This is a genomic window from Pseudomonas putida S13.1.2, assembly GCF_000498395.2.
In the GTDB taxonomy this organism is placed as follows: Bacteria; Pseudomonadota; Gammaproteobacteria; order Pseudomonadales; family Pseudomonadaceae; genus Aquipseudomonas; species Aquipseudomonas putida_Q.
The window spans coordinates 2,773,886-2,791,501 of record NZ_CP010979.1 but is presented as its reverse complement, the minus strand read 5'-3'; the positions used below and the strand labels follow the sequence as shown (position 1 = coordinate 2,791,501).

Sequence of the window (17,616 nt, the reverse complement as noted above, 5' to 3'; positions counted from 1 at the left end):
CGGGGACACCTGCATGTTCGAACGCCTGATCCAATTTGCCATCGAGCAGCGCCTGGTGGTGATGCTGGCCGTGGTCCTGATGGCCGCGGTGGGTATCCACAGCTACCAGAAACTACCGATCGACGCTGTACCGGACATCACCAACGTCCAGGTGCAGATCAACACCGCCGCGCCCGGCTACTCGCCGCTGGAGACCGAGCAGCGCATCACCTTCGCCATCGAGACCGCCATGGCCGGCCTGCCAGGGCTGAAGCAGACCCGCTCGCTGTCGCGTTCGGGCCTGTCGCAGGTCACGGTGATTTTCGATGATGGCACCGACCTGTTCTTCGCCCGCCAGCTGGTCAACGAGCGCCTGCAAGTGGCCCGCGAGCAATTGCCCGAGGGGATAGATGCGGGCATGGGGCCGATCTCCACCGGGTTGGGCGAAATCTTTTTGTGGACCGTGGAGGCCGAACAGGGGGCACTGAAGGAGGATGGCACCCCGTACACCCTGACTGACCTGCGGGTGATCCAGGACTGGATCATCAAGCCGCAGCTGCGCAATGTGCCGGGGGTGGCCGAAGTGAATAGCATCGGCGGCCATGCCAAGCAGTACCTGATTGCACCGGAGCCCAAACGGCTGGCGGCCTACAAGCTCACCCTCAACGACCTGATCGCGGCCCTGGAGCGTAACAACGCCAACGTGGGCGCCGGTTACATCGAGCGCAATGGCGAGCAGTTGCTGATCCGGGCGCCGGGCCAGGTGGCTTCGGCCGAAGACATTGCCAACATCGTCATTTCCAGCGTCGATGGCACGCCGATACGCGTCAGCCATGTGGCCGAGGTTGGCCTGGGCGAAGAACTGCGCTCGGGTGCGGCCACTGAAAACGGTCGGGAAGTGGTGCTGGGTACGGTGTTCATGCTGGTTGGCGAAAACAGCCGCACAGTGTCCCAGGCCGTAGCCGCCAAACTGGTCGAGATCAACCGCAACCTGCCCAAGGGCGTGGTGGCGGTGACCGTGTACGACCGCACCAACCTGGTGGAAAAAGCCATCGCCACGGTGAAGAAGAACCTGGTCGAAGGGGCCATTCTGGTCATCGCCGTGCTGTTCCTGTTCCTGGGCAACATCCGCGCTGCACTCATCACGGCCATGGTCATTCCGCTGTCGATGCTGTTCACCTTCACCGGCATGTTCAGCAACAAGGTCAGCGCCAACCTGATGAGCCTGGGTGCTCTGGACTTCGGCATCATCGTCGACGGCGCGGTGGTGATCGTGGAAAACGCCATTCGCCGCCTGGCCCATGCCCAGCAACGCCATGGCCGCATGCTGACCAGAAGTGAGCGCTTCCATGAGGTGTTCGCCGCCGCCCGTGAGGCACGTCGGCCGCTGATCTACGGGCAGTTGATCATCATGGTGGTGTACCTGCCGATCTTTGCCCTGACCGGGGTCGAGGGCAAGATGTTCCACCCCATGGCCTTTACCGTGGTCATGGCCCTGCTCGGCGCCATGATTCTGTCGGTCACGTTCGTGCCGGCGGCCATCGCCCTGTTCGTCACCGGCAAGGTCAAGGAGGAGGAAGGCCTGGTGATGCGCACGGCGCGGCAGCGCTATGCCCCGGTGCTGGCCTGGGTGCTGGGCCGGCGCAAGCTGGCGTTTGCAGCCGCGGCTACCTTGGTGGTGCTGTCCGGGGTCATGGCCAGCCGCATGGGCAGCGAGTTCATCCCCAGCCTCAGCGAGGGCGACTTTGCCTTGCAGGCCCTGCGTGTGCCGGGTACCAGCCTGACGCAGTCGGTCGACATGCAGCAGCGCCTGGAGCAGGCGATCATCGCCCGGGTGCCGGAAGTGGAGCGGGTGTTCGCCCGTACCGGTACTGCCGAAATCGCCTCCGACCCGATGCCACCGAACATCTCCGACGCCTATGTGATGTTGCGCCCGCGCGAGCAGTGGGCAGCCCCAGGCAAGCCGCGTGACGAGCTGATCGCCGAGGTACAGCGTGCTGCCGCCAGCGTGCCGGGCAGCAACTACGAGCTGTCGCAGCCGATCCAGTTGCGCTTCAACGAGCTGATTTCCGGGGTGCGCAGCGATGTGGCGGTGAAGTTGTTCGGTGATGACATGGACGTGCTCAACCGCACCGCCGCGCAGATCGCCAGCAGCCTGCAGGGTGTAGCGGGTGCGTCCGAGGTGAAGGTCGAGCAGACCACCGGCCTGCCGGTGCTGACCATCGACATCGACCGCGACAAGGCAGCCCGCCATGGCCTGAACGTGGGTGACGTGCAGGATGCCATCGCGATTGCCGTGGGCGGCCGCACGGCAGGCACGCTGTATGAAGGCGACCGGCGCTTCGACATGGTGGTGCGCCTGCCCGAAACCTTGCGCACCGATGTGGACGGGCTGTCCAGCCTGCTGATTCCGGTACCGGCCAGTGCCGCAGCGGGCGCGGCGCAGATCGGTTTCATCCCACTGTCCCAGGTGGCCACCTTGAACCTGCAACTGGGGCCTAACCAGATCAGCCGCGAGGATGGCAAGCGGGTGGTGGTGGTCAGTGCCAACGTACGTGGGCGTGACCTGGGCTCGTTTGTGGCGGATGCCGAACAGGCCCTGATCAAGCAGGTGCAGATTCCGCCGGGTTACTGGACACGCTGGGGTGGCCAGTTCGAACAGCTGCAATCGGCAACCGAGCGCCTGCAGGTGGTGGTGCCGGTGGCCCTGCTGCTGGTCATGGCGCTGTTGCTGATGATGTTCAACAACCTCAGGGATGGCCTGCTGGTGTTCACAGGCATTCCGTTTGCGCTGACCGGCGGGGTGTTGGCGCTGTGGCTGCGGGACATTCCGTTGTCCATTTCTGCTGGCGTGGGGTTCATTGCCCTGTCGGGGGTGGCGGTGCTCAACGGGCTGGTGATGATCGCCTTTATCCGTGGCCTGCGCGAACAAGGGCGGCCACTGCGGGTGGCAGTGGAAGAGGGCGCGCTGACGCGCTTGCGGCCGGTGCTGATGACGGCGCTGGTGGCTTCGCTAGGGTTCATTCCGATGGCCTTGGCTACCGGGACCGGGGCGGAGGTGCAGCGGCCGTTGGCGACGGTGGTGATTGGCGGGATTCTGTCTTCTACCGCGTTGACGTTGCTGGTGTTGCCGGCGTTGTATCAGTGGGCGTATCGGCGCGAAGAGCAGCAGGAGGGCTGATAATTTGGGGCCGCTTTGCGGCCCATCGCGACACAAGGCCGCTCCTACAGGCGCCGCGTCATCTTCCGGCCGACGCGGTCCCTGTAGGAGCGGCCTTGTGTCGCGATGGGCTGCACAGCAGCCCCAAAAATCTCAAACGGTGCTACGGCCCACAGATCGCTCGCCGTCTACCGCCACCTCATCATGCAACGAAATCCGCGAAGTCTCCGGCAACGCCAACCCACCCACCAATGCCAGCAGCGCAATCACCACCAGGTAAAACGCCGGTGCCAGGCTGCTGCCGGTCTGCCCGATCAGCCAGGTTGCCACCAGCGGCGCAGTACCGCCAAACAGCGTATAGGCCACGTTGTAGGTAATCGCCGAAGCGGTATAGCGGGTGCGGGTGGGGAAGCTCTCCGACAGCAACGCCGCGGTCACCACGCCACTGCACAAAGCCCCCACCGCCAGCAGGATCACCCCCAGCAGTGCGCCGGACATCGAGCCCGAGCTGGCCAGCCAGTACGCCGGGAACACGCACAGCATCACCCACAGGCAGGTAAAGCCAATGGTCTTGCGCCGCCCCACCCGGTCCGAGAACGCCCCCGCCAGCGGGCAGCCGACGGCGGCGAACAGCAGCGCCACGGTGGTCACCAGCAGTGATTGTGCGCGGGTCAGGTTGCCCACCAGTTGCAGGTACGTGGCGAAGTAGGTGGTGAACATGTAGAACGACAGCGCGGTCAGCGAGATGAAAGCCCCCAGGTTGCGAATGACCCGGCCATGGTGACGCAGGGTGTCCTTGAGCGGTGAATGCTCATGTTCCTTGCCCTGGGCGACGGCTTCGCGAAATGCCGGGGTTTCTTCCATGCGCCAGCGCAGGTACAGGCCGACCAGCCCCAGCGGGGCGGCAATCAGGAACGGAACGCGCCAGCCCCAGGCGCTCATCGCCTCGGCCGACAGGCTGGCTTCCAGCCCGTAGGCGATCACTGCGGCGCAGGCGAAGGCGGAAAAGGTCGAGACCGGCACGAAGCTGCCGTAGAAGGCCCGCCTGTCATTGGGCGCATGCTCCATCAGGTAGGCGCAGGCCCCCGCGTACTCGCCACCGGCAGAAAAGCCCTGCAGGCAGCGCGCCAGGGTAAGCAGCACGGGGGCTGCCAGGCCGATGCTGGCGTAGGTCGGCAGCAGGCCGATCAGGGTGGTGGAGCCGGCCATCAAGAGGATGGTCAGCGACAGGATACGCTTGCGCCCCAGGCGGTCGCCCAGCGCCCCGAACACGATCCCGCCCAGCGGGCGTAGGGCAAAGGCCACGGCAAACACCGCGAACGTCTTGAGCAACGCCACGCTGGGGTCTTCGCTGGCAAAGAACTGGCTGGCGATCAGGGTGGCGAGAAAGCCATACACGGCGAAGTCGAACCATTCGACGAAATTGCCGATGGCCGAGGCGGCGATCACCCTGCGCAGGGTGGCGGGGGATACCTCATGAGGTGCGGACATGCGGGTGCTCTCCGGTTCCATTGGCAGCCATGATGAAAGTGGCGCGGTCCGGCCGCGCCATCATTGTTGTGCTTGCCAGTAGATAACCGGGCGCAGGAAGGTGCTTTGTCGAGGGCGACCTCGGGATACCTGATTCAACCGCTGTAACGGTTTACAGCCGGCCGACCTTCCATGGCGCGTATTCCAGCTCGCTGTAGCCTTCGGCTTTGCCGTGCATGTCAGCCTTGAAGCCCGGCAGGCTGCTCAGGTCAAGCGCCATGCAGCGGCTGTTGAGTTCGGCTTGCAGCTTGCCATCGAGACGAAAGTCATCCGGCCGGTTAGGGTGGGGATAGATTTGTACCAGGCAGCCTTGGACCTTGCCCTGCGCATTCGCCTCATAATAGAGCGAGGCCCTGCCGATGCTGTTGACCGGCTGTTCGCGGAACAGGTGCTGCCAGAAAAATTCACGTTGTGCGTTGGCCTGGCGCCGTGGCGTATCCGGCGCCTGGGCGGCAGCGGGCAGATCCACGAACAGCGGCGCACGTATTGCCACCGTGCCGTCCTCGTCGCGCATCGACTTGGGCACCACGGGATAGATGGTCTTCCAGCATTGCGCCTCGACCATGCTGGCCAGCGCCTTGAAGTCCGAGCGGGTCAGGTCGGCAGGCAGCACCTTTTCGTACTTCATCGGTGCCTTGCTGGCTTTGCAACTGATGGGCGCGGAATGCTGGTCGAGTTTGACATCCAGCATGACCACGCCGACCTGCTTGTCCGTGTCTGCTGTGGCGATGCCCAGCTTCAGGGCTTGCTGCATGTCGCTGACGAAGGTCTGGCGCGCCTGCTTGTCCGCCTCGGGGGCAGGCCGGTTCTGGCAACCCGCCAAGGCAATGATTGCGGCGGCCACGATAGCCGGAGACAACGATCTGAACACAGAAACTTCCTTGATGTGATAGAGCCGGCCTTCATGCCGGTGGTAATGAGAACGAATATTATCACTCAAAATGATTGAGGGTTTTGTGTGCTTTTCGTGTAGGAAAGGTATGGCTTTGCGGTATCGGCGCCATGGCCGATACCGCCCTTCACATCAGAAGCGCACGTCCAGCGCCAGCTCGAAAGTGCGTGGCGGCCCCATGTAGTACTGGCTGTTGTAGGCCTGCTTGGCATACACCTCATCGGTCAGGTTGCGCACCCGCCCGGTCAGCGTGGTGTGCTCATCCAGCCGGTAGCGGGCAAACGCGCCGAACAGGGTGTAGGCCGGGGCCTTGAGGCTGTTGGCGTTGTCGGCATACACCGAGCCCACGTAGCGCCCGTCCGCGCCTACCGACCATGCCGACGACACGCTGTAGGTCAGCCACAGGTTGGCGATATTGGCCGGTACGTTGGTCGGTGCATTGCCCTTGCGTGAAACCGATAGGCCGTTGACCGCCTCGTTGAACTCATCGTACTGCGCATCGACATAGGCATAGTTGGCCTCGGCCAGCAGTTTCGGCGTTACCTGCAGGCGCCCGGACAGTTCGACACCGCGTGAGGTCTGTTGCCCGGCCTGGACTGTGAGGTTGGCGTCGTTCGAGTCGCGCACGGCAAAGTCCTTGCGCACGATCTGGTACAGCGCCAGCGTGGCGGCACCGCGCCCGTCGAGGAAGTCGAACTTGCTGCCCACTTCCCACTGCTCGCCCTTGGACAGGTCGAACAGCCCGACGTTGGAGTAGGTCGCCGCTGCCAGCGAACCGGCCGGTAAATCGGCCGAAGAGCTGTACTGCACGTACACGCTGGCCGAAGGTGTCAACGCATAGGTCAGGCCGATGCGCCCGGAAAGCGGTTCCCAGCGCCGTTCGAAATAGGCCGGCGAGGTGGGGGAGACTGCGCCGTAGTTGGTCACTTCCATGTCCAGGTAGTCGTAGCGCAGGGCGGTCAGCAGGGCCAGGCGCTCGGTCAGCTGCAAGCGGTTTTCGGCGAACACTGCGCGGTTGATGACCTCGTGGTGGCGTTGCTTGGTCAGGCCGGCATTCACCCCGGGGATGTCATCGAAGCTGCCGGGGTCGAAGTGCTCGGCATCGACCACGTCACTCCAGCTGGCGGAGGTGGGGTAGAGCGTCTGGCGCATGCGCGAGTACTCCAGCCCCAGCGACCATTGGCTGACCAGGCCGAGCAGCTGGTTATCGTGGCGCAGCTCGATGCGGTCGCCCAGCAGGTTTTGGTCGTGGCGCTGCAGGTAAGGGCTGCTGCGCTGCACCTTGCCATCGCTGGTGTAGGCGTAGCGTTCGAGGTTGCGGTAATCGCGCTGGGCGTTGTAGTGGTACAGGGTGTTCTGCACGCTGGTGCTGTCGCTGATCTGGTAGTCGAGGATCGAACGCAGCCAGCGCACCCGTTGCTCATAACGGCCGTCAGCGACGTTGTAGTTTTCGAAGCGGCGGCTGTTGTCGATCTTCATCGTGCTGCGCCCGGGCAGGATCGGTGAGCCCCAGTACGGGCTGTCTTCGCGGTCTTCCTGGTACTCCAGCGCCAGGGTGTGCGTGAGGTCGGGTGCCAGGTCGCTGAGCAGCGAAAAGGCCAGGCTGTCGGTATGCCGTTCATTGCGGTCGACGTAGCCGTTGCCATGCCCGCGGCTGAAGTCCAGGCGCATGAAATGGTTGGCATCGGCGGGGTTGCTGGCCAGCGCCTGGTTGATCCCGAACGCCACTTCGCTGTCGTCGAAACTGCCATAGCGGATACGCCCGTCAATGATCTGCTGGTCGCGGCTGGCGAGCTTGGTGATGTAGTTGATCGAACCACCCACTGCGCCTGCGCCATGCAGGAACGAAGACGGCCCACCAATCAGCTCGACACGGTCGAGTACCCAGGCGTCCACTGGCCGGGTGGCGCTGCTGTAGCCCAGGTTGATGCCGTTGTACAACTGGGTGACCTGGTTCTGGGTAAAGCCGCGATAGGCGACGAAGCCGCCAAAGCCTGGGTTGGCGGAGGCGTTGACACCGGTCATGGCGTTGACCACGTCCTGGCTGTCTTTGGCGCCGCGTTCTTCGATCAGGCGGCGGTCCGAGACGCTGACCGAGGCGGGCGTTTCTCGCGCGGTCAGGCCAAGGCGCGAACCGGTACGGATCGGCTCGTCCAGCTGCACGCCGCTGGCGGCGTCGCGTTCGCCGTCGATGGTGGTGGCGCCGAGTTCGACAGGGGCGGTTTCAGCGCAGGCAAAGCTGCAGGTACCCATGAGGAGCACCAGGGAGGTCTTGCGAAGCATGTTTGTGTGTCTTCCACGCAAAGGTCATGGCTGACGGCGAGCGCGCACGCAGGTGCGCCCGGCTGAAGTCAGGCGAAATGAAGTACGGCTGCGGGGGAGACGGCGGGGGAGGCGCGGGGGTTGAGGGCGGGGCGTTGGTAGCGCGGCGGCGGTTGTGCCCAGCTGCGCACGACGATGGGCGAGGTGGCCACGGCTTGCGCCGGGGTGAATGACCAGCCGCCGCTGCTGAGCGGTACGGCCAGGCCAAACGAGGAGCACACCGGGCAGTCGAGCTGGGCCATGTGCTGGTCACCGCCGGCACCGTCCAGGTCGATGGCCACGCCGTGTTCGCTGTTGACCGAGCAGAAGCCGCCTTCCAGGCCGGCCAGGCGCAGGCCACCCATCTGGCCATGGTGCAGGCCGCACAGCAACAGGCTGAACAGGACGCTGGCATAGAGCGTCCAGGCAGTCAGCGTGCGAGTGTGCCGGGTGGTTTTCATGGCGGCGAATCTACCACCCTGATGAACGGTCGGGTAGTGCTTTTACTTCGGGATTTTGGGGCTGCGTTGCAGCCCGTCGCGACGCAAGGCTGCTCCTACAGAGGATCGCGTCAATTTGCGGCTGCCGCGATCCTTTGTAGGAGCGGCCTCGCGTCGCGAAAGGGGCGCAGAGCGCCCCCAGGGTCTGTCAGGCCGCCCGCTCCAGCACATCCAGCAAATCGACAAACTCCATCGCCAGTTTGTGCCGTGGCGCCAGGTGCACCAACGGCACCGAGGCCTGGTGCGATTCACGCATCTTGATCGAACTGCTCAGGTACACCGGCAGCACCGGCAGGCCTTCGCTGCGCAACTGCTCGACCAGGGTCTGATGCAGGGCGGTGCGCCCTGCGAACTGGTTGACCACCACACCTTCTACCTGCAACGCCGGGTTGTGGTCCTGGCGCAGTTCCTCGACCTCGGCCATGACACTGTGCAGGGCCTGGCGCGAGAAGCTGTCGCAGTCGAACGGTATCAGCAGGCGCTCTGCCGCAACAAGCGCGCTGAAGGTGTAGAAATTGAGCGCCGGCGGGGTGTCGATGTAGATCCGCTCGTAATCCTCGCCCAGTTCCACCAGCAACTTGCGCAGCTTGTTGATCTTGAACTTGCTCTCCAGCTTGCTTTGCAGGTCGCTGAGGTCGGGGCTGGCGGTGACCAGGTGCAGGTTGCTGTAGCGGGTTTCGGTGATCGCCACCCGGTGCTTCTTGCCGGCCGCCGTGACCGCTGACAGGGTCTGGCGGAAGAAATCGGCGATGCCGGCAGGAATGGCGTCGTTGACCAGGCCGGTCAGGTAGTAGGTGGCATTGGCCTGTGGGTCGAGGTCGACCAGCAAAGTCCGGTAACCCTCGGCGGCACTGGCAGCGGCGAGGTTGCAGGCGATGCTGGACTTGCCGACGCCACCTTTCTGATTGAAAACCACACGACGCATGAGACGCTCATCCATGAAATGAAAATGTCAGGTTGGGGTCAATCCTATGACCGGAACACGACAGTTTTATGACAAAGATTGTTACAGCTGCTGGTTTCACACGAGGCTCAGGCAGCGCACACTCGATTGCGCCCTCCCTGCTTTGCCTGGTAAAGCGCCCGGTCAGCCTGGCTCAATGCTTCCACAGGCTCGCTGCCCGCCTCGCCATCCCAGCGTGCCACCCCCAGTGAAACCGTCACCGCGCCCACCGGCTGCACGGGCGTATCCTGCACCGTTACCCGCAGACGCTCGGCCACCACTGTGGCCACCTCCAGGCTGGCGCCCGGCAGCAGCATCAAGAATTCCTCGCCCCCGGTGCGGCACAGCAGGTCGCCCTCACGGCAGCAGCGGCGCATCAACTCTGCCAGCCGACGCAGCACCTGGTCGCCGACCTCGTGCCCATGGTTGTCATTGACCCGTTTGAAATGGTCGATGTCCAGCACGATGGCCGCAAAGGCCCGGCCTTCGGCTTGCAGCAATGACAGGCTGAATTCCAGGCTGCGGCGGTTGCCCAGGCCAGTCAGCGGATCGGTCTGGGCGTCGCGGTTGAGCCGGCCGATGCGCTCCTGCAGCAGGTTCAGCCCGAACAACAGGGCGCGCTTGAGCTCGGCCGCCTCGAAGTACCACGCCCGCACGCGATGCAAGCGCTCGGCGGTGCCTGCACGGTCCATCGAGCGGGCACCGGCAGCCAGTTGCCACAGCGGCCGGGCGATGGTCATGGCCAGCCACCACAGCAACAGGCAGCCCACCAGCGCCAGGGGCGCAGAGGTGCCCACCACGTTGAGGATCAGGTGGTTCAGTGGCGTCACCGTCTGCGCCAGCGGTTGCTGCGCCACCACCCCCCAGCCGGCGCTGGGTACAGTGGCGAACCCGGCGAGCATTTCTACACCCAGGCTGTTGGTGATTTGCCGAGTACCATTGTTTAGTGTCGCCAACTGGTCGATCAGCGCGTTGCCCTCCACCACTGTGCCTACCCGTTCGCTATCAGGGTGATACAGCAGGCGGCGGTTGCGGTCGACCACATACAGGTACGAACCGTCCTTGTAGAAATGTTCGCCCAGCAGGCTGTTGAGGATGTTGCGTTCACGCAGGTACAGGCTGCCACCGACATACCCCATGTAGCGACCGTTGCTGTCGAACATGGGTTGCGACAGCGCCACCACCAGGTTGTCGGCCGCCGAAAGGTAGGGTGTGGAAACCAGCGGGCGGCGCTCTTGCAGTGCTTCCTGAGCGCCGGGCGACTGGACGTGGGTGCCGACCAGGTGGCGCAGCGGGGCGGGGGATACTGCCAGCAGCACGCCGTTGGCATCGATCGCGAAGGTGGAGTTGAAGGCCATGCTCTGGCTCAGTACACGGTCGGTTTCCACCAGCAGCGCAGCGGCATCGCTTAGCTGCCGGCCTTGTACGCCGGCGCTGAACGTCAGCTGCTGCTGGGCGTTGCCGATGAAGGTCTCGGTGATGCTGGCCAGCTTCATCGCATACACCCGGTTGGCTTCCAGGGCGTGGTCGATCAGCAACTGGCGCTGCACCCGGTAGCTGGCGAAATAGCTGGCGCACAGCATGACCAGGGCAGTGAGTGCGCAGAGCACCAGAATGAGTGTGCGTAGATCCAGGCGCAATCCGTGCTTGGCGTGTGGCAATCCTGACCTCGAGTGATTGAAAGTGGCGACGACCTTTCGCGCTAGTGGGAGTGGGGCGCCGCGTTAGGAACCAGGCCTGTCCAGTGCGTTCAGCTCGTCTTCCACCTGCTGCATGCGCCGCTCGACCAGCGCTTGCACCTTGACGTCGCGAGCGGTTTCGCGCATCAGCGCGGTGAGTTTTTCGCTCAGGCGCTTGCCCGCTTCGGTGTCTTCCAGGGCCCTGGCCTTGGCTGGGTCCTGGGTGGCAGCAACGATGGTGGCAAATTCGGCGTCGCTGAAGTTCTTTTCGCTGTACAGCCGGAACAGGTCCTGGCGCTGGTCCTCGACGGTCAGGTACTTGCGCAGTACATCCTGGATGGTGGCTTGCGACAGCTGCGGATGAGTGCGGCCGAGCAGCGCCGCCATGCGCTCGATGTTGTGGGTATAGGCATCCTGCAGCGGCAACTGAGCGAGGATCTGATCTTCACGCGTGGGCTTCTGGTCGCAGGCGGTGAGGGCGGCAGTCAGCAGCAGGGGCAACAGCAACTTCTGGAAGCGAGGCATGGCATGGCCTGGTCGGGCAGTGAAGACTCCCGATTATACCGATGTCGGCCTGGCCACGACGAGCTTTGTGATTTGCCTTGAACGGCACAGTGGGGTAGAACCTTGCCCTCCAACCACTGCCAACAGCCCCATGCCGAACTGGACCCTGCAACCCGTGGCGCGCGTCGCCATTGCCGAAGTCGTGGCGTTTGTCGATAGCGCTCGCCGCGAGCTGTTCCCGATGCTTGCAAAAGCGCCACTGCCGCACGACCTTGCGCATTTTGCCCAGACCTACCTGGATGGCGCGGGGTGCTTTCTTGAGGCCCGTGATGACGGGCAGCTGGTTGCGGTGATCGGCTACGTGCCCTATGACCACCGCTTTGCCCAGCTTGATTATCACGCCGAGCGGGTAGCCGAGGTGGTGCGCCTGTTCGTGCTGCCGGCCTACCGCAGGCATGGCCTGGCTGCCGCGTTGTTCGGCGCGTTGCGCGAACGGGCGGAGCAGGCAGGTATCGACTGCCTGTACCTGCATACGCATCCGTTTCTGCCGGGTGCGATTGCGTTCTGGGAGCGGCAAGGGTTTGCGGTGGTGGATGTGGAGCAAGACCCGGTCTGGCAGACCACGCACATGCACTTGCGATTGCCCTGACCTGTGGGAAAGCGCCTACACCGGCGCGTTGGGCCTGATCGACGCGTTCATTTCAAAACCGGCCCGGCTTGCTTACCTTCCCCTGTGCACGGCTTGTTCACTGCACCAGAGGGAGACTCACGATGCCACACATGGCCCTGTACAAACTCAAATTGCTGGACGAATTCGAAGACCGCACCGACCTGTGGACCTTTGCGGATTTTGAAAAAAGGCTAACAGAACTGTGGCGTGGGGCGACCTACCATGACGCCAAGGGCATCATCAATGCGGCGCACAAAGAACGCCGTTGGCCGAGGGCGGTGAAGCGGTATTTGCTGACCAATTACAAGGTGTTTGGCAATGTCAGTTCGGAGCTGGAACGCACGTTTGCCGAGGTGCTGGCAGCGATGAGTGAGGAGGAGCGGGCGCAGTGGGGGTTGCTGCCTGCGGGTAGCTCGCTCGCCTGATGGAGCCTGGGCCGCTCCTACAGGCGTCGCGCAGTCCCGGCTTTTCGCGATTCCTGTAGGAGCGGCCTTGCGTCGCGATGGGCTGCAAAGCAGCCCCAGGCTCCATCACGCAACTCGGTCTATCAGAACCCCCCGGACAACGGCCACTCCACCGCCAACCGTATCTGGTCCCCGTCCAGCTCAGCCTGCGCCGTATTTCCCCGGTGCACGTTGTGCCTCACCGAGAACGTCGTCCCCTTGGCCTTGCCACTCTGCACCACATACCTCGCCTCGAGGTCGCGTTCCCAATGCTTGCCACCCTTGCCATACCCCAGGTACGCATACCCGCCATTGGGGTCGACATGCGTGCCGTCGATATCGAACCCCCGCACATACAACGCTGTCAGGTTCAGCCCCGGCACCCCATACGCCCCCATGTTCAGGTCATAGCGTGCCTGCCAGGACTTCTCGTTCGGTGCGTTGAAGTCCGACATCTGCACCGCGTTGGCAATGAAGATTGCCCCTCGTGTCACGTAGTCGAACGGGGTGTTGCCGTCTACCTGCTGCCAGCCAAGGCTGAAACCGTGCGGCCCCTGGTTGTAGCGCGAGACCAGGCTCCAGGTGGTGTTGTCGATGCGCCCGGACAGCGCCTTGCCAGTGTCTGTGGTGCGGTACAGGTTCAGGTCCAGGCTGATGCTGCGTCGGTCATCCAGCGCGTGGCTGAGGGTGCTGCCCAGGTAGTGCTGGTTCCAGCTGTCCTCGTAGCGCGAGGTGTACAGGCTGCCGCTGAAGGCTGCGCCGGGGTTCCACACCACGCCGGCCAGGTCGAAACTGTTGCCCTGTTTGCCGTTGGAGTAGTTCACCACGAAGCCCTGGTCGTGGCTGGAGGCATTGCGGTCGGTGCTTTCGTTGAAGTGCCCGGCCAGCAGCTTGAGCGTGTCGAACTCGTTGCTGGTGAGGAAGAACCCTGTAGCGGTCTCGGGCAGCAGGCGGCTGTCGGAAGAGCTGAATACCGGGGTCTTGACGCGTTGCTCGCCATAGGAGAGCACGGTATTGGACGCCCGCAACTTCAGCGCTGCGCCTGCGCGGCTGTATTCGTTTTTCGGGTGCCCATCGTTGTCCACCCCCAGCAGGCGCGCTTTGCCCGCCCGCCCGCCGCCACTGTCGAGTTGTACGCCCAGATAGGCATGGGCATCGACGCCAATACCGATCAGGCCTTGGGTGAAGCCGGACTGAAATGTCCCCATCAAACCGTAGGCCCATTCCTCAGCCTTGCCATTACGTTCGCTGCGCGGTTTGTAGGCATTGCGCGCGGCACTGTTGCGCCCACCGTGCTTGTAGTCGCGTTGGTCGAATACGCTGCGGTTGAGCATGTTCCAGCTGCTGTCTTCGACAAAACCGTTGCTTTGCGACTGGGCGGAGTCGGCCAGGGCAAAGGTCGACAACCCCAGCAACGGCAGCGCCAACAACAGCCGGCTCATCGCGCGGCCTCGAGCTTTTGCAACTGGGCTGCGAAGCGGGCTTGCGCCCGTGCAGGCAAGCTGGCTGGCAATTCGGCAGCCGGCGCGTCACCGACCTGGATCAGCATTACCATGCCCATCGCCAGGTGCGGAATGCACTGGATGCCGTATACGCCCGGCACGCTGAAGGTCTGCTCGAACGGCTGGTTCAACTTGCTCTTGAAGGGCTCGGCCCCGGTCGGTAGCAGGCCGGTCACGCTGGCCGCATTGTGCCCGCTCTGGGTGGGCAGAAAGCGCACGGTGTCGCCGGGGGCAATGCGCAGGTGGTCCGGCTCGTACACCATGGCGCCCTCGCTGCCGCGGTTGAGCATTTTCACTTCATGCACCTCGGCCAGTGCGGCGGGGGCAAGCAGGGCGCTGGCAAGCAGCAGGGCAACAGGGCGCAGCAGCATCAGTAGAACTTCCTGGTTCAGGGGGCGCGAAAACGCAGGATGCGCGCGCCATCGAAGGGGTCGGTGAGGTAGCGGGCATGTACGCCGAAGGTGCACAGCAGGCGCTCGGGGGTGAGGACGTCGAACGGTTTGCCAAGGGCGACCAGGCGGCCGTTGTCCAGCACCGCGACGCGGTCGCAGGTGAGTGCCTGGTTGAGATCGTGCAGCGCCACCAGCGTGGTCACGGGCAGGGCTTGAACCTGCAGCAGCAGGCTAAGCTGGTGCTGGATGTCCAGGTGGTTGGTGGGCTCGTCCAGCAACAGTACCTGTGGCCGTTGCGCCAAGGCGCGGGCGATGTGCACGCGCTGGCGCTCGCCACCCGACAGCGAACCCCACAGGCGTGCGCGCAGGTGCAGGGCGTCGAGGTCAGCCAGGGCCTGCTCGACAATGGCGCGGTCCTCCCCAGAGAACGGTGCCAGTGCCGACAGCCACGGTGTACGCCCCAAGGCAACGGCATCGAACACACTGATTGCATCGAGGGTGTCGGCCTGTTGCTCAACCAGCGCCAAGGCCTGTGCAACGCGGCGGCGGGGCAGCTGTGCCAGCGGTTCGCCCAGCAGTTGCACGCCGCCGCTGGCCGGCTTGCGCAGCCCGGCCAGCAGCTTGAGCAGTGAGGATTTGCCGGAGCCGTTGGGGCCGACAATGCCCAGGGTTTCACCTGCCACAACGTGCAGGTCGATATCGCGCAGCACGGTATTGCCGGCCAGTTGCAGCCCCAGGCCCTGGCAGCTCAGTGGCGCAAGCTGTGCAGCGATCATGACCGTCATGAGTGCCCTCGGCGGCTGACCAGAATCAGCGCGAACACCGGTGCACCGATCAGTGCGGTAACCACGCCCACGGGAATCACCTGGCCTGTAATCAAGGTGCGCGAAAGTACGTCGGCGGCAATCAGGAACAGTGCGCCGCCCAGTGCGCTGGCGGGCAACAGGCGGCTGTGCCCGGGGCCGAGCAGCAGGCGCAGGGCATGCGGGATTACCAGCCCGACAAAGCCGATGGCGCCGACGATGGACACCATCACGGCCGTGACCAGTGCCGTGCAACTGATCAGCAGTAACTGGGTGCGCCGCACCGGGATGCCCAGCGATGCAGCCGAATCGGCGCCGAAGGTGAAGGCGTCCAGCGCGCGGCGGTGCAACAGGCACACCACCAGGCCGAACAGCGCCACCGGCACAGCCAGCCACACGGAAGGCCAACGCACGCCGCTGAGATTGCCCAGTAGCCAGAACAGGATGCCGCGTGCCTGTTCGGCGGTGGCCGACTTGGTGATGAGAAAGGCGGTGAGGGCGGTGAACAGTTGCGAGCCGGCAATACCGGCGAGGATTACCTGCGCGTTGTTGCTGCCTGGGCCGGCCGCGCGGGCCAGTACCAGCACCAGGGCGAACGCAGCCAACGCCCCGATGAAGGCGCCACCGGACATGCTCAGCGTCAGGCTACCCAGGCCCAGCAGGCCGACCAGCACTGCACCGGTCGAGGCGCCGGCCGACAAGCCCAGCAGGTACGGCTCGGCCAGCGGGTTGCGCAACAGCGCCTGGAGCACCACGCCGCAGGTGGCCAGGCCGGCACCGCAGGCTGCCGCGACCAGGGTGCGTGTCAGGCGGTAGTTCCAGACGATGCCGGCGTCGATCGGGTCAACCGGGTAGCCGGCCTGCCACAGGTGGTTGGCCAGCACCTGGCCGACCACGCTGGGTGACAGGTTGGTCTCACCGATGGCAGTGCCGGCCAGCAAGGCGGCCAACAGTGCCGCCAAGGCGATTGCGATGCAGGGTAACAGGCGAATCATCACTGGGCCGCTTTACCGCTGGCGAAGGCTGCCGACAGGGTTTGCAGGCCACGGAACAGGCGGATGCCGGCCTGCATGGCGTCGGCGTCGAGGACGATGATGCGGTTGTCCTTCACCGCGTCCATGTTGCGGGTTACCGGGTCGTTGCGCAGGAATTCCAGCTTTTTCTGGTAGTCGTCGGCGGGGAAGCGGCGGCGGTCCATGCGGGCGATGATCAGCCAGGTGGGGTTGGCCTTGGCCAGGGTTTCCCAGCCTACGGTAGGCCACTCCTCGGTGGACTCGACCACATTGCGCACGCCCAACGTGCGCAGCATGAAGTCAGCGACCCCTTGACGGCCCGCCACGTAAGGGTCGATGTCGAGGTCGGCGCTGGAGAACCAGAACAGTGCCGAGGTGGCGGACAGGTCCTTGCCGGCCAGTTGTGCCTTGGCGCTGTCCAGGCGGCCTTTCAGCTCGGCGTTCAACGCAGTGCCGCGGTCCTGCACATCGAAGATCTCGGCCAGCTGGCTGACGCTCTTGTAGATGCTGCTAACCTGGAACGCCTGCAGGCGGGTACCGTCGGCGCCGACCAGGTTGTCCTTGCCTTCGCAGTCCGACGGCAGCAGGTAGGTGGGGATCTTCAGCTCATCGAACTGCTCGCGGGTGCCGACCACACCCTGGGCGCCGACCATCCATTCGAACTGCACCGTTACCAGTTGCGGGCGCTTGCCGACCACGGCCTCGAAGCTGGGGTCATTGTCGGCCAGGCGCGGCACCTTGTCGTTCTGCGCCTGGTACTCGGGCAGCACGTTATTGAACCACAGCGAAGTGCCCGCCAGCCTGTCGCCCAGCCCGAGTGCGTAGAGCATCTCGGTGCCGGCCTGGCCGATGGTGACGGCGCGCTGCGGCGCCTGGGCGAAGGTTTGCGGTTTGCCGCAGTTCTCGACCGTGAGCGGGTAGTGGGTGGCAGCGGCCTGGGCCAGGCCAGTAAGGCCAAGGCCGGCGAGCAGGGTGGCGAAACGGGGCAGCATGCTGGGCGATCTCCTATCGGACAGTTCGGGTGAGGAACGCACGGACAGGCATCGCCGAGCCCCGCCGATGGCAGGGGCAACACTGATGGCCAATCCCGGACACCCCGCCGGTTGGTAAATGTAGGCCGGCAGGTCTCCTGACTGGTGCGTCATGGCCCGGCTCCGGCCTTCCCGGGCGCATGGCCCAGTGGCATCGATGGAGCAGGCTCGGCACCTACAGTTGCGGGGGCAGTTCCGTTTGGCCCGTATTGGCGGGCCTGGGATTCCCTATTAATTCCGTGGTGGAAACCGGCGGCCCGCATGGTAGACCATC

Annotated in this window: 15 protein-coding genes and 1 riboswitch; of the genes, 3 read left to right on the top strand and 12 right to left on the bottom strand. The window is 64.4% G+C overall.

Going from position 1 to position 17,616, the window contains the following annotated elements:
- Positions 1-13 precede the first annotated feature (13 nt).
- The gene (locus tag N805_RS12495) at positions 14-3,160 is read left to right on the top strand and encodes an efflux RND transporter permease subunit (RefSeq protein WP_028613481.1); all 3,147 of its coding nucleotides are present in this window, start codon (positions 14-16) and stop codon (positions 3,158-3,160) included.
- Positions 3,161-3,292: 132 nt separating this feature from the next.
- On the opposite strand, the gene N805_RS12490 is transcribed toward N805_RS12495, so the two are convergent.
- The 7 genes from N805_RS12490 to N805_RS12460 all read right to left on the bottom strand — a co-directional run bounded on the left by N805_RS12490 (position 3,293) and on the right by N805_RS12460 (position 11,509).
- Positions 3,293-4,630 (bottom strand): MFS transporter, encoded by a 1,338-nt coding sequence (locus N805_RS12490; RefSeq protein WP_028613482.1) that lies wholly within the window; start codon positions 4,628-4,630, stop codon positions 3,293-3,295.
- A gap of 151 nt (positions 4,631-4,781) precedes the next feature.
- Complete coding sequence (locus tag N805_RS12485) at positions 4,782-5,540, bottom strand: hypothetical protein (protein ID WP_028613483.1); 759 nt, start codon at positions 5,538-5,540, stop codon at positions 4,782-4,784.
- A 153-nt stretch (positions 5,541-5,693) separates the two neighbouring features.
- Positions 5,694-7,844, bottom strand: coding sequence for a TonB-dependent receptor (locus tag N805_RS12480; protein WP_028613484.1), 2,151 nt, complete (start codon positions 7,842-7,844; stop codon positions 5,694-5,696).
- A 68-nt stretch (positions 7,845-7,912) separates the two neighbouring features.
- A complete protein-coding gene (locus N805_RS12475) occupies positions 7,913-8,323 on the bottom strand; it encodes a DUF2946 family protein (protein WP_028613485.1) in 411 nt (136 codons plus the stop codon).
- A 187-nt stretch (positions 8,324-8,510) separates the two neighbouring features.
- Positions 8,511-9,287 carry a ParA family protein gene (locus tag N805_RS12470; RefSeq protein ID WP_028613486.1) on the bottom strand — a complete coding sequence of 259 codons (777 nt, stop codon included), beginning with the start codon at positions 9,285-9,287 and terminating at the stop codon, positions 8,511-8,513.
- Between the two features lie 107 nt (positions 9,288-9,394).
- Positions 9,395-10,966 (bottom strand): sensor domain-containing diguanylate cyclase, encoded by a 1,572-nt coding sequence (locus tag N805_RS12465; protein ID WP_019474004.1) that lies wholly within the window; start codon positions 10,964-10,966, stop codon positions 9,395-9,397.
- Positions 10,967-11,029: 63 nt separating this feature from the next.
- A complete protein-coding gene (locus N805_RS12460; protein WP_019474003.1) occupies positions 11,030-11,509 on the bottom strand; it encodes a hypothetical protein in 480 nt (159 codons plus the stop codon).
- A 130-nt stretch (positions 11,510-11,639) separates the two neighbouring features.
- Here N805_RS12460 and N805_RS12455 point away from each other — a divergent pair, with 130 nt between their 5' ends.
- On the top strand, positions 11,640-12,137 hold the full coding sequence (locus N805_RS12455) for a GNAT family N-acetyltransferase (protein WP_019474002.1): 498 nt from the start codon (positions 11,640-11,642) through the stop codon (positions 12,135-12,137).
- A gap of 122 nt (positions 12,138-12,259) precedes the next feature.
- On the top strand, positions 12,260-12,583 hold the full coding sequence (locus tag N805_RS12450; RefSeq protein ID WP_019474001.1) for a hypothetical protein: 324 nt from the start codon (positions 12,260-12,262) through the stop codon (positions 12,581-12,583).
- 122 nt (positions 12,584-12,705) lie between these two features.
- Here N805_RS12450 and N805_RS12445 read toward each other — a convergent pair whose 3' ends face one another.
- The 5 genes from N805_RS12445 to N805_RS12425 are packed head-to-tail and all read right to left on the bottom strand — an operon-like array spanning position 12,706 to position 17,303.
- Complete coding sequence (locus N805_RS12445) at positions 12,706-14,043, bottom strand: OprD family porin (RefSeq protein WP_028613487.1); 1,338 nt, start codon at positions 14,041-14,043, stop codon at positions 12,706-12,708.
- A complete protein-coding gene (locus tag N805_RS12440; RefSeq protein WP_028613488.1) occupies positions 14,040-14,474 on the bottom strand; it encodes a pseudoazurin in 435 nt (144 codons plus the stop codon). Before N805_RS12440 ends, N805_RS12445 begins: the two co-directional genes overlap by 4 nt.
- A 17-nt stretch (positions 14,475-14,491) precedes the next feature.
- Positions 14,492-15,280 (bottom strand): ABC transporter ATP-binding protein, encoded by a 789-nt coding sequence (locus N805_RS12435; protein ID WP_028613489.1) that lies wholly within the window; start codon positions 15,278-15,280, stop codon positions 14,492-14,494.
- Positions 15,277-16,293, bottom strand: coding sequence for a FecCD family ABC transporter permease (locus N805_RS12430; RefSeq protein ID WP_028613490.1), 1,017 nt, complete (start codon positions 16,291-16,293; stop codon positions 15,277-15,279). The genes N805_RS12435 and N805_RS12430 overlap by 4 nt, the downstream gene beginning before the upstream one ends.
- Complete coding sequence (locus tag N805_RS12425) at positions 16,293-17,303, bottom strand: ABC transporter substrate-binding protein (protein ID WP_028613491.1); 1,011 nt, start codon at positions 17,301-17,303, stop codon at positions 16,293-16,295. Before N805_RS12425 ends, N805_RS12430 begins: the two co-directional genes overlap by 1 nt.
- A 109-nt stretch (positions 17,304-17,412) precedes the next feature.
- Positions 17,413-17,611, bottom strand: a riboswitch (cobalamin riboswitch).
- Positions 17,612-17,616 lie beyond the last annotated feature (5 nt).

What these genes read in the sequence shown, in the direction of transcription:
- N805_RS12475 (WP_028613485.1), bottom strand. Translation starts at nt 8,323, where the DNA reads ATGAAAACCACCCGGCACACTCGCACGCTGACTGCCTGGACGCTCTAT.
- N805_RS12490 (WP_028613482.1), bottom strand. Translation starts at nt 4,630, where the DNA reads ATGTCCGCACCTCATGAGGTATCCCCCGCCACCCTGCGCAGGGTGATC.
- N805_RS12450 (WP_019474001.1), top strand. Translation starts at nt 12,260, where the DNA reads ATGCCACACATGGCCCTGTACAAACTCAAATTGCTGGACGAATTCGAA.
- N805_RS12460 (WP_019474003.1), bottom strand. Translation starts at nt 11,509, where the DNA reads ATGCCTCGCTTCCAGAAGTTGCTGTTGCCCCTGCTGCTGACTGCCGCC.
- N805_RS12440 (WP_028613488.1), bottom strand. Translation starts at nt 14,474, where the DNA reads ATGCTGCTGCGCCCTGTTGCCCTGCTGCTTGCCAGCGCCCTGCTTGCC.
- N805_RS12430 (WP_028613490.1), bottom strand. Translation starts at nt 16,293, where the DNA reads ATGATTCGCCTGTTACCCTGCATCGCAATCGCCTTGGCGGCACTGTTG.
- N805_RS12470 (WP_028613486.1), bottom strand. Translation starts at nt 9,287, where the DNA reads ATGCGTCGTGTGGTTTTCAATCAGAAAGGTGGCGTCGGCAAGTCCAGC.
- N805_RS12455 (WP_019474002.1), top strand. Translation starts at nt 11,640, where the DNA reads ATGCCGAACTGGACCCTGCAACCCGTGGCGCGCGTCGCCATTGCCGAA.
- N805_RS12495 (WP_028613481.1), top strand. Translation starts at nt 14, where the DNA reads ATGTTCGAACGCCTGATCCAATTTGCCATCGAGCAGCGCCTGGTGGTG.
- N805_RS12445 (WP_028613487.1), bottom strand. Translation starts at nt 14,043, where the DNA reads ATGAGCCGGCTGTTGTTGGCGCTGCCGTTGCTGGGGTTGTCGACCTTT.
- N805_RS12480 (WP_028613484.1), bottom strand. Translation starts at nt 7,844, where the DNA reads ATGCTTCGCAAGACCTCCCTGGTGCTCCTCATGGGTACCTGCAGCTTT.
- N805_RS12435 (WP_028613489.1), bottom strand. Translation starts at nt 15,280, where the DNA reads ATGACGGTCATGATCGCTGCACAGCTTGCGCCACTGAGCTGCCAGGGC.
- N805_RS12425 (WP_028613491.1), bottom strand. Translation starts at nt 17,303, where the DNA reads ATGCTGCCCCGTTTCGCCACCCTGCTCGCCGGCCTTGGCCTTACTGGC.